Here is a 15,038-nt window from a genome sequence, read left to right as displayed (position 1 = left end):
TGAAAATTATTCCTACACAACCAATAGATATAAATAGCAATTTAATGAACGGCACAGCCAAGAGCGAGGGTACTTCTTTTGCGGACTTCTTGAACAACGCTGTTTCTGAGGTAAATAAGCTTCAGCTTGATTCCGAACAGTTGAATGAAGCTTTTGCAATGGGCAAGACTGACAACATTCATCAGGTAATGATAGCGGGTGAAAAGGCTGAGATGGCGTTACAGTTTACAATGCAAATCAGGAATAAAATCCTTGATGCATATCAGGAAATAATGAGAATGCCTATTTAGGAATATAAAAAAGCAGAAAATTTACAATAGGGTTTCATGAGGTGATTGAATGGGCGAATTTCTGAATAAGTTCAAAAGTGGTTTCAATGAGTTCTGGAGCGGCCTGGAAAAAGGCCAGAGAACAAGAATAATAATTGCCGCCGTACTGTCTGTGGTATTGATTGCAAGCTTTGTAGTCTATGCGAGCCGTCCACAAATGGAGATATTATACTCCAACCTTAGCCAGGCTGATGCGGGACAGATTTATTCCAAACTCAAGGAGATGAGTGTCAATTCGAAAATAAGCGGGACTACAATATATGTACCAAAAGACGAGGTTGATGAGCTGAGAGCCCAATTGGCAGTTGAAGGACTTTTAGGTGAGGATTCCACATATCCTGAAGAAACCCAAGCCACCTTTTATGAGACCAGTCAGGATAAGAACCAACGATACCTTGCAGCGAAGCAGAACAAGCTAAGGAAGGGCTTAAAAGCAATTAAAGGCGTTGAGTATGTAGATGTAAATTTATATATTCCGGAGGAGCAGACCTTTATAATTGACCAGAGCAGCAATGAGGCTACAGCTTCTTTAATAATAAAAATGAAGTCTGGATATCCGGCACTTGACAGGAATCAAGTCAATGGTATTATGCAGTATGTTGCAAAGAGCGTCAAAGGCTTGCAGCCTGATAAGGTTTCTATAATTGATGAAAATGGAAGGTCTCTTGTTCCAGAGGTTGGAACTCAAAATGCAATGATATCATCGCAAATGGAAATGCAAAATGCAGTGAAAGCGGAACTGGAGAAAAGTATCACTAAATTTCTGGAAGCTCCCTTTGGAATGAATAATGTAAAGGTAACTGCAGCAGTAAAGCTTGATTTCAATAGCGTCACACAGGACAAGACCACCTATACCGCTCCTGATGCTGAAAAAAATGCAGGTATAGTCAGGAACATGCAGGATATAAAAAAGGATTGGGTGGATGCAGGACAAGGCGGTGTGCCAGGTACTGATGCAAATACCGATATTAATCAGTACGCAGAGGTGGATGCTTCAAAAGCTCAATACAGCGAAGCCAGTAATGTGGTTAATTACGAAATAAATGAAATAAAAGAAAAGATTGTAAAGGAAATGGGGAATATCCAATCACTATCAGTATCTGTGCTAATTAATGAAAACGGACTCAAAGAGGATGCACTGGCAGATCCAGAACAGCTAACGGCAAAGATAAAGGATTTGGTTAAGTTTTCGGTACAAGGCTTTAATGCAGAAGCTTCTACACCGGATAATAGCATAAATGTTGCACTTATGAAGTTTGATACTTCACTGGAGGATGGTATAAAGAGCGCTCAGGCTGAAGAAGCAAAGATGAGGTCAAGAGAGCTTCTTATAATGGTTGGAACAGGAGTCGGCGCTGTACTTGTTTTTGGAGCTGTTATGTTCCTTATGTTGAGAAAGAGACAGGGAAGCGATGAGGCAGTTGAATACGTGACAGACAGTGCTACCGGTAGAATGGTGCCGGTAAATATGATGACAGGAGAGCCGGTTGCGGAAATTGATATTGAGGATAAAAATGAAGTAAAGAAGAAGATAGAAAGATTCGTAGGATTAAAACCGGAAACAGTTGCTCAGCTCTTAAAAACTTGGATAAACGAGGATTAGAGGTGGTTAATTATGGCAAGAGGATTTAAAGGCGAACTTAATGGCAGGCAAAAGTCAGCAATACTTCTGATAACCCTTGGACCGGAAAAGTCTGCAGCTATTTTCAAACATTTAAAGGAAGAAGACATTGAGCAGCTTACTCTGGAAATTGCGAATATGAGAACTGTATCACCAGAGGAAAAGGAAGAGGTTTTAAACGAATTCTATCAAATTTGTGTGGCTCAGGAATATATATCTGAGGGTGGTATATCCTATGCGAAGGATATATTGGAAAGAGCTCTCGGTGGGCAGAAAGCTTTGGATGTTATTAACAGGCTTACTGCTTCACTGCAGGTAAGACCTTTTGATTTTGTAAGAAAAGCTGACCCGGCACAGATTTTGAACTTTATACAAGGCGAGCATCCCCAGACAATTGCACTTATTCTGGCATACCTCAAGCCTCAGCAGGCAGCTGCAATAATATCCTCGTTACCGCAGGACAAGCAGGCAGATGTTGCAAGAAGAGTTGCTATAATGGACAGGACTTCCCCGGAGGTAATCAAGGAGATAGAAAGAGTTCTGGAGAGAAAGCTTTCATCAATGGTTACACAGGACTATACTATTGCAGGTGGTATAACTGCAGTTGTAGACATACTTAACTCAGTAGACAGAGGTACAGAAAAATTCATCATGGAAACTCTTGAAGTACAGGACACTGACCTGGCAGAACAGATAAGAAAAAGAATGTTTGTATTCGACGATATTGTTACACTTGACAATAGGTCTATACAGAGAGTTACAAGAGAGGTTGAAAACGGGGATTGGGCTCTGGCGCTCAAGAATGCCGGGGAAGAAGTCAGAAAAGCAATATTCAGCAATATGTCAAAACGTCTTGCTGAGATGATAAAGGAAGATATGGACTATATGGGTCCTGTAAGGCTTAGAGACGTAGAAGAAGCACAACAGAAGATAGTAAATGTTATCAGGAAGTTGGAGGATGCAGGAGAAATTGTAATCTCCAGAGGTGGAGGAGATGAGATAATTGTCTAAGATCTACAAATCAAATCATATTTCTATGGGTACTCCAAAGTCTATAATTAACATTTTTAAGAGTGAAGCGAGGCAAAATCCAGAAGCAGAGGTAATAATAGAAGAGACAGCAAAGGATGATGATTTCGCAGAAGCTGCCAATTCTATTATTGAAGATGCCAAGCAGATGTACCTGAAGATAATCGAGGAAGCAAATACCGAAGCAAAATCAATGGTAGCAGCTGCTGATATGGAGGCTCAGAATTTGAAATCTGTTGCTATTGAGAGTGGGTATAAGGAAGGTTATGATTCAGGTTATGTTGAAGGTAGAAGGGAAGCGCAATCAATAGTTGATGAAGCTGCAGAGCTTCGTGAATTTCTTGACATCAGAAAGGAAAAATTCTATCAGGAAGCTGAAGAACAGGTAGTGCAGCTTGTTTTGGAATTGGCAAGAAAAGTAATTGGTGATGAATTAACACAGAATAACGAAACAATTCTATCCTTGGTAAACCAGGCGCTTCAAAAATGCGCCTTCAGGAAAAAGCTTGTCTTAAAGATTTCACCTCAGGATTCAAATTTCATTTTAGAGAATAAAGATAGGATATGCATGATGGTTGAAGGCATATCCGATATTGATATAGTGTCAGATTTATCTCTTACCCAAGGCAGCTGTATTATTGAAACCCCTTCCGGCGAGATTAATTCAAGCATAGATGTTCAGATTAAGGAAATCGAGAAAATATTCGCCTATCTGTTAAGAAATGAGTAATAATAAAAACGGGTATACGTTTATTTATTGTTGAAGTGAAGGGAATGAGGCAATGTGGAGGATATCAATTTAAATAAATATAGAGATGCTTTATCATCCAGTGACCTGATAAAGTATACAGGTCGCGTTTCGCAGGTTGTTGGGCTTACTATTGAGTCCCATGGACCTGCTGTTAATTTAGGGGAGCTTTGCAACATATATCCTCTAAAGGGTGATTTGCCTATAAAAGCTGAGGTAGTAGGCTTTAAGGAAAGTATAGTATGCTTGATGCCTCTGGGGAGCATGAATGGTGTAGGTCCGGGAAGCAAGGTTGAAGCGACAGGGAAGAATCTTTCAGTAGGTGTGTCCGAGGATATGCTTGGCAGAGTTTTCGACGGCTTGGGTGATGTTATTGATGGGAAGGGCTGCGTAAATAGCTGTGCTTTATATTCTGTAGAAAACGATCCTCCTAATGCACTTACAAGAAAGAAAATAAGCGAGATACTGCCTGTAGGTGTCAAAGCGATAGATGGACTTCTTACAATAGGTAAGGGACAGAGAATAGGAATATTTTCTGGCAGCGGCGTAGGCAAGAGCACACTGATGGGAATGATTGCAAGGAATACTAAAGCTGATGTAAATGTCATAGGACTTATTGGAGAGCGTGGCAGAGAAGTAAGAGAGTTTATAGAGAACGACCTTCAAGAGGAAGGACTTGCTCGTTCTGTTGTGATTGTAGCAACTTCAGACCAGCCTGCCTTGGTAAGATTAAAAGCTGCTCAGCTTGCTACTTCAATTGCAGAGTTTTTTAGGGATCAGGGAAAAGATGTAATGCTTCTGATGGATTCGCTTACACGTTTTGCAATGGCACAAAGAGAAGTTGGACTTGCTTTGGGAGAGCCTCCAGTTACAAGGGGCTATACTCCATCTGTATTTGCAGTCATGCCAAGACTCTTAGAAAGGTCAGGCACCTCTGACAAAGGTTCAATAACAGGAATGTACACAGTACTTGTAGACGGTGACGATATGAATGAACCTATTACTGATACAGTAAGAGGAATACTTGACGGACACATTGTTTTGTCAAGAAATTTAGCCAACCGGAATCATTACCCTGCAATAGAGGTGCTGTCAAGTGTAAGCAGAGTTATGCCGAATATAATTAATGGTGAACATAAAGGCTATGCAAATGAAATAAAGAATTTATTGTCAGTATATAAAGATGCTGAGGATTTGATAAACATAGGCGCCTATGTAAAAGGAAGCAACAAGGGCATTGACAGGGCAATAGACAAAATAGACCTTATTAACAGCTTCCTTGGGCAGGATGTTAAAGAAAAGGTGGAACTGGAAGAGGTATTGAACACTATGAAAAACATAGTGTCATAGGGAGAGGCATATGGCTGTATATAGATTCAGATTGCAAAAGCTGCTGGATTATAAAATAAGCATGGAAGAAGAGAAAAAGAATGAGATGAGCCTTGCTTCTAAAAGGCTGGAGATTGAAAAGAACAGGCTTTTGGAGCTTAAGCAGAAGCAAAATGAAATGAACAACACCTTTCAAGAAAAAACTTCTCAAGGAATGGCGGTAAATGAACTAAAGTTATTGGCAAATTATATCGATTATTATAAGAGAAGTATAAAAGAACAAAGAACTAAAATCAAAATGGCTGAAGATTATCTTTCAACTTGCAGAAATGAGCTTATTAAAGCAACTCAGGAAAAAAAGATGATGGAGAAGCTGAAAGAAATAGATTATGGAAAGTACTTGTACAGCGAACAGAAAAAAGAGGAAAAGCTGGTTGATGACCTGGTTTCCTTTAAAGAAAGCAACAAATCATAGGGGGATATGCTTATGACTCAACCACCAGAAAATAATGCAAAGCAAACCGTCGCTAAAGGGTCTGCCGTGGAAAGCAATACTAAGGCTGATTCAAAGCTTGATAAAAATAGAGGAAGAAAGAATAATACCTTCTTATTGATAATAATAATTTTAATACTGGCATTTATTGTTACATTCGGTTCAATATTCATGTTCAACTTCGCAGGGCTAAAGGCGGAGACTTCAATGTGGATAAGCAATATTCCGGTAGTAGGCAAATTATTGAAGCCGGTAGTAGAGAACAAGAATCCAGAGCAAATTGCCAAGGAAGAAGTAGAAATAGAAAAATCAAATAATGCAATAAAGCTCAAGGAAATAAACGAACAAAAGAAGGAACTTGATAAAAAAGCCAAGGAAATCGAAAGCAAAGAAAGAGAACTGGCTGAAAAGGAGCTTCAAATAAATGACACTCTTGAAAAGCTGAGTGAAAAACTCACCAGCATACAAGAGCAGGTACAGTACCTTGAAAAAGTAGATAATACAAAAGCCATGAATATAATCATGAGTATGGATGACAAGGTTACAGCAGTTCAGATACTGCGAAATATGAAGAAGGAAAAAGCGTCTGCCATACTTGCGTTAATGGATCCGCTGCAGGCTGCACAGATACTTGAAGATATTGCAGAACAGCCGCTGGTACAGGATGTAGCAGAGGAAACCGAAAAGCCATAGGATTGCAAAGCGGCATAGTCGCTTTTGTAATATAATCATTGAGATTTATAAGTTGTGGAAGGAGGTGAAATAGTGGCATATAATATCGATATGGCAACTGCACTTAAAGTAAGTATACCGGATAACCGCAGCAAGACAGTTGATTTTCCCAGCAATGCAGCACAAATGCCTAATAGCTTTAGGGACAGCATGAAGGAAGCAGTCAGCAGCAGGAGTCTGGATGAGAGAAAAACAGATGGAGATACTGCTCTCAGAAAGGAACTGGTCAGCAAATCAGAGGCAAAGCTGAAGAACTTGAAAAAGCCAGAGGTAAAGAGCAAAGAAAATGAAAAGCCAGAAGAAGGTAATGAAAAGCAGATTGACACAATAGTAAAGACGATAGAGGAAATGCTTTCAAAGCTGGAAGAACTGGTTAAATTGCAGCAACCTGGAGAAGTACCGACGGAAAAGCAAACAGCATTGCAAGACGACATCATGAAAGCTATAAAGGAGCTCCCAGCAGTACAGGGCAGTAGTAAAGGAATTGAAACAGCAGAGCTGCAAGTGAAAACCCCGGAACTTACAGATGTATTGAAAGGAATGCTGGAAGAGCTAAAGACTAATGACAGCTTGATGAACAAGACATTGACCTCGGACTTTGCGCAAGAACTTGAGATTATTATTTCAGAGACAGTGGCAAAGATTGAAGCTTCTAAAACACCAACGGAAAATAATGTATCAGAGCCGGTTCAGATTAAGGCAGACAACAGTACTGATAAAGCAGCAGCTAGTCTTGGTGCAGTAAGTAGTGAGGTTGATAAAGCTCATGCAGTGCAGAGCGAGGAGAAGAATAATAATTCTGCAGCTGAAAGCAAGATGGTAAATGATGCTGAGGAGAAACAGAATCAGCAAATGAAGGTAGAAGTGCCTGTTGCAGACACAAAGCCTGTCATTAAAGAAGCAAAGCCAGTAGCAGTAGAAGAAGAAGAAGTAGAAGTAGAAGTAGAAGAGCAAGTTAAGACAACCATAGACAGCAAAGTAGATAAGGTAACTGTTGAAGGCAAGGAAAGTAAAAAACAGGATACAGATACCGAAAGCAGCAATGGGGCTGAACATCAAATGCCAAAAACAATAAATGCAGCTCATAACAAACAGGGAAATGCAGAAATGGCTGCAATGAAGCTGGATCAAGCAGTAGTAGACAATCAGGTTGAAATAGTGCAGAATCAAGTGACAGCACCAAAATCAGAGACAGTAAATAAAACAGACATAATCAATCAGATTGTAAAAAAAGCAGAAGTAATATTTACTGATGCCAAGCAGGAAATGAGAATGCAGTTAGAACCTGAAAATCTTGGGAAGCTGTCGTTAAAGCTGGCAGTGGAAAAAGGCTTGATAACTGCAAAGTTTGTAGCTGAAAGCTATGAGGTAAAGCAAATCATAGAATCCAACCTTAATGACCTTAAGGACATGCTCAAGGAAAAAGGTTTGGAAGTGCAGAATTTCAGCGTTTCTGTCGGGCAGGACAACAAGGAACAGAACAACGACAATGCATTCCACCAGTGGAAAGAGACAGTAAAATTAAATGGCAGAAGTATGAATAAAGGAAGCTACGAAGGGTATCAGACAGGGGAAGTTGCACCTGCAAGGATAGTAAACCCATACAGCATGCATAATGGCAAGTTTGATCATAGAGCATAGGAGGTAACAGAATGGCAGTAAGCGGAATTGGTGGACAATATACTACATACAATCCAGACGCACCCAAGGAGTTCAGCAGCAATCTTGATAAAGACGCATTCCTGAAATTACTTGTAACACAACTAAAATATCAGAATCCACTCGAACCGACTCAAGACAGCGAGTTCATTGGACAGATGGCACAATTCAGCGCACTTGAGCAGTCGCAGAATAGCAATATGTCAATAAAGATGAATTCAGCAAATAATATGGTAAACAAGCTGGTAAAGGCGGATTACAAAGCAGCTGATTCCACAGAAACAAAAGAGTACATCGGCCTGGTGGAGAAGGTAATGATAAAAGACAACAATGTATATCTGACATTAGACGTTAAAGGTGTAAAATACGATGTCAAGTATGATGATGTCAAAGAAGTGACAGAGCTTGAAAACTCAGTAGAGCAGATATACCTTATGAACCAGAGTACGAGGAGTAATACAGCCTTCAATTTGATAGGGAAAAATGTCAAGGGTACCTACGAAGAGGTTACAACAGTTGATGGAGTCAAGAGAAGCAAAACAGTAGATATTGAAGGAACAGTTGAAAAGATCAGGAAGGATGGCCCGGCCATATATCTGACGGTTAATGGAAAAGAAATGTTCTTAGAAGATGTGAAAGAGGTAAAATAGACCTTAGAGGTGAGAAAATGAGCGTCATATACAATAACAAGCCCATATTGCCGATAGGCAGGCCAATGCCATCAGCCAAACCGGCAGAGGATAAAAACACAAGCAAAGGTAGTAGCTTTGACGCTGTATTCCAGGAAGAGCTTTCAAAACAGTCTGAAGTAAAGTTCTCAAAGCACGCTTTGGAAAGGCTGCAATCAAGAAATATTAAGCTCTCAAAGGAAGATTTGAATAAAATAGACAATGCGGTCAATAAAGCAGCAGAGAAGGGTGTAAAGGAAACGCTGATAATTATGGGAAACTCAGCTTTCATAGCAAATGTTAAGAACAAAACAATAATCACAGCTGCGACAGAAGACAACTTGAAGAATAATGTATTCACTAACATTGATGGCGCAGTAATAATATAAGCCGGACCTTTTTAAGGGGGCTTAACCTTTCTGAATGACAGAGGAAAGGTACATAAAAAACTTATAGGAGGTCACACATTATGATGAGATCAATGTTTTCCGGTGTATCCGGACTTAGAGCACATCAGCTCAAAATGGATACAATCGGTAACAACATAGCAAATGTAAACACAGTAGGTTATAAATCACAGAGAGCCACTTTTCAGGAAGTATTCAACCAGACTATAAGAGGTGCAGGTTCAGCGCAAGAAGGCAAGGGCGGAACCAATCCGCAGCAGGTAGGTCTTGGAATATCCCTTTCCTCTATTGATACCTTCCATATAAGGGGTGCGGTACAGAGGACAGACAATCTTACAGACCTTGCTGTAAACGGAGATGGCTTCTTTATACTTTCAAACTCAGATGATGGGATGAGCAGGAGTTATACAAGAGCGGGCAACTTCTCGCTTGATGAAACTGGCAATCTGGTTGCGTCAAATGGGTACAAGGTTCTCGGCTATATGATGGATCAAACTACGAATACCCTAAAAAGCCAGTTGGAAGGCCTCAAAATATCCAAAGCTGAGATGGTTGCTGCAAAAGCTACAAAAGATGCTGGCTTTGAAGGAAATCTGGATAACCAGATTGCAAGATTGTCAGCAAATCCTACTTTTGCAGCCGGTGCTATTGTACCTCCTGCGGGGGCAAAATTCTGGGAGACAACTAATACAGTATATGACTCTTTAGGAGGAAAGCATACACTCAAATACACCTTTTTTAGAGGTATAGATGAAAACGGATCCACTGCTTCAGCAGATGCTACGGATAGCGATTGGGGTGTAACCATATACGACCAGGATGAAAAGAAATATTATAACGGTAATGATGACCCAAAAGCCACTATGAACACAACAGATGTGCCAACCGCATATACGGAGAATTTATTCCATCTAAATTTTGGGGTAGACGGTATTATGACAGCAGCCAGTGAAAATGGCGGCAAGGTAAAACTTAAAGTACCTACCAAAAACGGCTCTAGTCCTATAGATATTGATATTGACTTCTCAAAGCTGACCCAATTTGCTAACGAATCCAATGCTGCAGTAACAAGCACCGATGGATACCCACAGGGCTCACTGGATACCTTTAGCATTGGACCAACCGGTGAAATAAGCGGTATTTTCACAAATGGCATGAGCAAGATAATAGGACAGGTTGCATTGTCAGTATTCAAGAATCCAGCAGGTTTGGAGAAGACATCGGAGAACATGTACCAGGTAACACCGAACTCAGGAGATCCAATAACAGGTGTTCCGGGTTCCAGTGGACTTGGATCAATTAACTCAGGCACATTAGAAATGTCGAATGTTGATATATCGAATGAATTTGCCGAAATGATAAGTACACAGAGAGGCTTCCAGGCAAACTCAAGAATAATAACAACCTCGGACGAGATGCTTCAGGAGCTGGTAAACCTTAAGAGATAAATAACTTAACCACAAAATCCCTGGGCCAAAAGCCCAGGGATTAAAAAAATACAAAAAGGAAGTGACTTTATGATTAAGGTAACTAGGTTTAGCGGTATAGTGTATTACCTGAACTGCGAGCTAATTGAAACCATAGAAAATACTCCGGATACAGTTATTACTCTCAGAGATGGAAAAAAATTGTTGGTTTCTGAAACTTCAGAGGAAATAATTGAAAAAATTATCGAATATAAAAAGAGGATTTTTGACCTTTCATCTCTAATTAATAAGGAGAACATCTAAAGTGAGGTGCAAATAATTGGATTTTGCTTCAGTTTTTGGATTAATTGGCGGAATTATAGTAATAATTGTAACTATTCTCTTGAGCGGAGACCTTTCGGGGTATGTGGATATACCGTCAATCATATGTACCTTCGGTGGTACAATATGCATGACTTTTATGGCTTTTCCCGTAAAGAAGCTTAAAGAGGGTTTCGCATCACTGAAGCATGTATTTATTTACACTGAAATGGATTCAGAAAATGTAATAAAATCCATTATAGACCTTGCTAACGTGGCAAGAAAAGAAGGTCTGCTCGCTCTGGAGGAAGCCGCTCAGCAGCTTAAAGATGACTTTCTGCAGAAGGGTGTACTTTTGATTGTTGATGGTACTGATCCTGAGCTTGTGAGGAACATCCTGGAGACAGAGTTGTCCTTTATTGAGGAAAGACATAAAAGCAACCAGGGTGTATTTGAGTATATGGCAGGTATAGGCCCTGGCTTTGGTATGCTGGGGACACTTATAGGACTCATAAACATGCTTGCGAACCTTTCTGACCCATCTACAGTTGGGCCTAATATGGCTGTTGCTATTATAACTACTCTATATGGTTCAATTATCCAAAATGTTTTCTGTAACCCTGTGGTAAATAAGCTAAAGCTCAGAAGCTCACAGGAATCTCTTATGAAAGAAGTAATGCTGGAAGGTATGTTGTCGATACAGGCCGGTGAAAATCCAAGGATAATTGAAGAAAAGCTAAAAGCCTTTATGTCACCTAAAATGAGAAGCATGCTTGAGTCAGCAAAGGAACCGAAAGAGGGAGAGGAATAAATATGGCCAGGAAACGAGTCCAGGATGAGCCAAAGCCTGGTGCACCCGAGTGGATGGCTACATATGGGGATATGGTAACCCTCCTTTTGTGCTTTTTTGTACTTCTGTTTTCCTTTGCCACTCTTGATGTGCAGAAGTTTAAAGCGATAGCAGTATCTATGAATGGTTCGATGGGTGTTTTGGATTCAGGTGCATCAATGAACATGGAGCCATTAGTAGGCAGCTTTCCAAACGATTCCCCTACGGAAGAGAAAGAGGAGTTCAAGAAGCTATACGGGGAAATGAGTGAATTTGTAAAAGAAAACAACTTGGAAGCTAGCATAACGCTTCGTCTGGATGAAAGAGGACTATTAATCAGATTTATGGATGATGTACTTTTTGAATCTGGCAAAGCCGATTTGACAACAAGGGCGGGAGAAATTATTAATAAAGTTGCTGAGATTATCAAAACAAATGACAAGAATGTCAGAGTTGAAGGACATACAGACAATGTACCAATAAGTACGCCAAAATTCCCGTCAAATTGGGAACTATCGACTACCAGGGCAGTTAATGTTGTAAAATATCTAATTGAGGAAAATGGTATAGCGGCAGTGCGGCTATCAGCTTCAGGGTACGCAGATCAACACCCTGTTGATGATAATAATACTCAGATTGGACGGCAAAAAAACAGAAGAGTCGACCTGTTAATACTCCGAGCTGAAAAAGATAACACAGAGCCATAGAATACTCGGGCAGATTTTAAAGCAATTATAAATATATATAAGGTATATTACGAATTCATAAAATCAAGAAAAGCATTTTTGCGAAATTTGAAGAATAATGAAAAATGCGATTTGCAAAATGCAGAGGAGGGTGACTTAATGAAAAAAAATATAGTACTTATCTCAATTATTATACTTTTACTTTTGGTGATAGTTTCAGGTATAATAATATATATGCTTTTGAACAATCCAAGGGTAGTCAAGGAAGAACCTATAAAAATCGACAAAGAACTGATGATGGTGACATTAGGTGACTCCTTTGTGAATAATGTCAAAGATAGTAAAAAAATATGCAAGGTGACATTAAAAGTCGAAATTAATAAAGAAGTGGCAGAATTAATCACTTACAGGGAATCGGAAATAAGGGACAGGATAAATGCATTGATGAGGTCAAAGACTGAAACTGACCTGGCAGGCAAAGAAGGGCAAGAAAAGCTCGCAAAAGAAATGACTGCTGCAATGCAAAAGATAATTAACTCAAAAGAAATTAGGAACGTATACTTTGACGAATTCATAGTGCAGTAATGAAGGCTTCTTAGAGAAGGAGGTGGCAGAGTGTGTCCGAGGTTCTTTCGCAAAATGAGATAGATGCGCTGTTAAGCGCACTAAATTCAGGTGAGATTAGTGTACATGAAATAAAAGAAGAAAAAGAAGAAAGAAAAGTCAAGGACTATAACTTCAAAATACCGAACAAGTTTGCAAAGGACCATACAAGAACGCTACAAATATTACATGAGAATTATTCGAGACTTTTGCAGACATATCTTTCAGGTTATCTGAGAGCCTTGGTACAAATTGAAGTAATATCAGTTGACCAGCTTACATACAATGAGTTTACCAACTCTATGCCAAATCCGTCTGTTCTCGGTATTGTGGACTTTTCTCCTTTAAGTGGATCTATCATAGTTGAAATGACACCATCTATATCATTTGCTATGATTGAAAGAGTTCTTGGGGGCACAGGCCACGCATTTGAAAGGGCAAGAGGTTTTACAGAAATAGAGCTCAGCTTGATTGAGAAAATAATGGGTCAAATAATAAGTTACTTTAAAGACCCATGGAAAAATGTAATAGAGCTGAAGCCGAGACTTAAGAAAATAGAGACGAACCCGCAGTTTGCTCAGATAATGTCTCCAAATGAAACTGTTGCACTAATAACTTTAAATACCAAGGTTGGTAATATTGAAGGAATGATTCACATTTGCATACCTCATTTGGTTATTGAGCCGGTAATACCGAAGCTAAGTACAAAGTTCTGGTTCTCGGGTATAAATAAGGAAATAACCGGCAGTGACTTAAAGATAATAGAAAAGAAGATTCAAAGTACACTGCTTCCTGTGAGGGTAGTATTGGGGCAAAATGAGGTTACTGTAAGAGATTTCATAGGACTTAATATTGGTGATGTAGTACCGCTAAGTACTACAGTTAGTGAAGATTTGAAAATTTACGTAGGCAATCTTTTAAAATTTCATGGTAAGCCTGGATTAAAAAAGAGTAGAGTTTCAGTAAAAATAACGAAAGTAGAAAAGAAAGGAGATGATTACGATGAGTGAAATGCTGTCACAGGAAGAGATTGATGCCCTTCTAAGGGGAGACAGCGCAGAAGTGCCTCAAGATAATTCATCTTCTCAGGCTGATCAAAGCAGTGATCTTACAAGCGAAGAAAAAGATGCTTTGGGTGAGATAGGCAATATCAGCATGGGTACTTCAGCAACAACTCTGTTTACACTCCTTAATAACAAGGTAAACATTACTACGCCTAAAGTATCTGTTGTAACTTGGGAGGAACTTTCAAAAGAATACAGTACTCCATATGTTGCAGTGCAGGTGCATTACAAGGAAGGCTTACAAGGCTCGAATCTTCTTATAATGAAAGAGGATGATGTAAGAATTATCACCGATCTTATGATGGGCGGTTCGGGAGAAAACAGCAATGAGCCCATAGGGGATCTTCATCTCAGCGCCATAGGTGAAGCAATGAACCAGATGATTGGTTCCTCATCTACATCCTTGTCAACTATGTTCAATAAAAGGATAGATATATCTCCGCCTAAGGCATTTATATTATATTTTCAGAACTTTGAAGAGTTAAAGCAATTCGATTCAAACGATAAGGTTGTCAAGATTGCCTTCAGGATGGAAATAGGAGATTTAATTGACAGTGAGATTATGCAGTTAATACCTATAGAATTTGCCAAGGATCTTGTTAGCAATCTTCTTAATAGTATGGCAGCTTCTGAAGGGCCAGTATCGCAAGATAAGCAGCAAGAGCCACAGATAAAACCTGCAGCCGCTAACAAACCCAGCAGTCAGCTGAAGCAGCCTCCAAAACAGACTATATTGAATAACAGGTATAATGAAAACCAAGAAAATGTGCCGGTCAAAAGGGAAGAACACAAGGTGGTTAGTGTTCAGCCTGTTCAATACCAGACTTTCGACAGTGATCAGTGGAGTGTAGAAAAAGAAAGCATTGAGCTGATTATGGATGTACCGCTGGAGATCACAGTTGAACTAGGACGTACAAAGAAGCTTATAAAGGATATTCTGGAATTTGGACCAGGTACTATACTTGAGCTGGACAAGCTGGCAGGAGAACCAGTGGATATATTGGTAAACGGTAAGTACATCGCAAAGGGTGAAGTAGTTGTAATAGATGAGAGCTTTGGAGTCAGGATAACGGATATAGTAAGTGCATCAAAGCGCCTTAGTAAAATTCAATAA

The 15,038-nt window shown here is 39.6% G+C and carries 17 protein-coding genes; all 17 read left to right on the top strand.

Features of this window, described 5'->3' with window-relative positions:
- Positions 1–44 precede the first annotated feature (44 nt).
- The 17 genes from fliE (at position 45) to fliY (ending at position 15,038) form a co-directional block, all read left to right on the top strand.
- The gene (gene fliE / locus VEB00_08540) at positions 45–290 is read left to right on the top strand and encodes a flagellar hook-basal body complex protein FliE (protein HYF83060.1); all 246 of its coding nucleotides are present in this window, start codon (positions 45–47) and stop codon (positions 288–290) included.
- Positions 291–339: 49 nt separating this feature from the next.
- A complete protein-coding gene (gene fliF / locus VEB00_08535; protein ID HYF83059.1) occupies positions 340–1,932 on the top strand; it encodes a flagellar basal-body MS-ring/collar protein FliF in 1,593 nt (530 codons plus the stop codon).
- A gap of 12 nt (positions 1,933–1,944) precedes the next feature.
- A complete protein-coding gene (gene fliG, locus VEB00_08530) occupies positions 1,945–2,961 on the top strand; it encodes a flagellar motor switch protein FliG (GenBank protein ID HYF83058.1) in 1,017 nt (338 codons plus the stop codon).
- Positions 2,954–3,709, top strand: a complete 756-nt coding sequence (locus VEB00_08525; GenBank protein ID HYF83057.1) for a FliH/SctL family protein — start codon at positions 2,954–2,956, stop codon at positions 3,707–3,709. The genes fliG and VEB00_08525 overlap by 8 nt, the downstream gene beginning before the upstream one ends.
- A gap of 54 nt (positions 3,710–3,763) precedes the next feature.
- A complete protein-coding gene (gene fliI, locus VEB00_08520; protein HYF83056.1) occupies positions 3,764–5,077 on the top strand; it encodes a flagellar protein export ATPase FliI in 1,314 nt (437 codons plus the stop codon).
- A gap of 10 nt (positions 5,078–5,087) precedes the next feature.
- Positions 5,088–5,531: a flagellar export protein FliJ gene (fliJ, locus tag VEB00_08515; protein ID HYF83055.1), complete on the top strand. Its 444-nt coding sequence runs from the start codon at positions 5,088–5,090 to the stop codon at positions 5,529–5,531.
- A gap of 12 nt (positions 5,532–5,543) precedes the next feature.
- The gene (locus VEB00_08510) at positions 5,544–6,242 is read left to right on the top strand and encodes a hypothetical protein (GenBank protein ID HYF83054.1); all 699 of its coding nucleotides are present in this window, start codon (positions 5,544–5,546) and stop codon (positions 6,240–6,242) included.
- A 72-nt stretch (positions 6,243–6,314) separates the two neighbouring features.
- Positions 6,315–7,922, top strand: coding sequence for a flagellar hook-length control protein FliK (locus tag VEB00_08505; protein ID HYF83053.1), 1,608 nt, complete (start codon positions 6,315–6,317; stop codon positions 7,920–7,922).
- An 11-nt stretch (positions 7,923–7,933) separates the two neighbouring features.
- Positions 7,934–8,590, top strand: a complete 657-nt coding sequence (locus VEB00_08500; protein HYF83052.1) for a flagellar hook capping FlgD N-terminal domain-containing protein — start codon at positions 7,934–7,936, stop codon at positions 8,588–8,590.
- A 17-nt stretch (positions 8,591–8,607) separates the two neighbouring features.
- On the top strand, positions 8,608–8,997 hold the full coding sequence (locus VEB00_08495) for a TIGR02530 family flagellar biosynthesis protein (protein ID HYF83051.1): 390 nt from the start codon (positions 8,608–8,610) through the stop codon (positions 8,995–8,997).
- Positions 8,998–9,077: 80 nt separating this feature from the next.
- Positions 9,078–10,463 carry a flagellar hook protein FlgE gene (locus tag VEB00_08490; protein HYF83050.1) on the top strand — a complete coding sequence of 462 codons (1,386 nt, stop codon included), beginning with the start codon at positions 9,078–9,080 and terminating at the stop codon, positions 10,461–10,463.
- A gap of 69 nt (positions 10,464–10,532) precedes the next feature.
- Positions 10,533–10,745 (top strand): flagellar FlbD family protein, encoded by a 213-nt coding sequence (locus tag VEB00_08485; GenBank protein ID HYF83049.1) that lies wholly within the window; start codon positions 10,533–10,535, stop codon positions 10,743–10,745.
- Between the two features lie 16 nt (positions 10,746–10,761).
- The gene (locus tag VEB00_08480) at positions 10,762–11,553 is read left to right on the top strand and encodes a motility protein A (GenBank protein HYF83048.1); all 792 of its coding nucleotides are present in this window, start codon (positions 10,762–10,764) and stop codon (positions 11,551–11,553) included.
- A gap of 2 nt (positions 11,554–11,555) precedes the next feature.
- Positions 11,556–12,278: an OmpA family protein gene (locus tag VEB00_08475; protein HYF83047.1), complete on the top strand. Its 723-nt coding sequence runs from the start codon at positions 11,556–11,558 to the stop codon at positions 12,276–12,278.
- 138 nt (positions 12,279–12,416) lie between these two features.
- On the top strand, positions 12,417–12,842 hold the full coding sequence (locus VEB00_08470) for a flagellar basal body-associated FliL family protein (protein HYF83046.1): 426 nt from the start codon (positions 12,417–12,419) through the stop codon (positions 12,840–12,842).
- Between the two features lie 32 nt (positions 12,843–12,874).
- Complete coding sequence (fliM, locus tag VEB00_08465) at positions 12,875–13,870, top strand: flagellar motor switch protein FliM (protein ID HYF83045.1); 996 nt, start codon at positions 12,875–12,877, stop codon at positions 13,868–13,870.
- Complete coding sequence (gene fliY, locus VEB00_08460; GenBank protein HYF83044.1) at positions 13,863–15,038, top strand: flagellar motor switch phosphatase FliY; 1,176 nt, start codon at positions 13,863–13,865, stop codon at positions 15,036–15,038. The genes fliM and fliY overlap by 8 nt, the downstream gene beginning before the upstream one ends.

It is taken from the genome of Clostridia bacterium, assembly GCA_035628995.1.
Taxonomy (GTDB): domain Bacteria; phylum Bacillota; class Clostridia; order Lutisporales; family Lutisporaceae; genus BRH-c25.
Note: the sequence above shows the minus strand (reverse complement) of the source record. Positions and strands in the feature narration are given on the sequence as shown.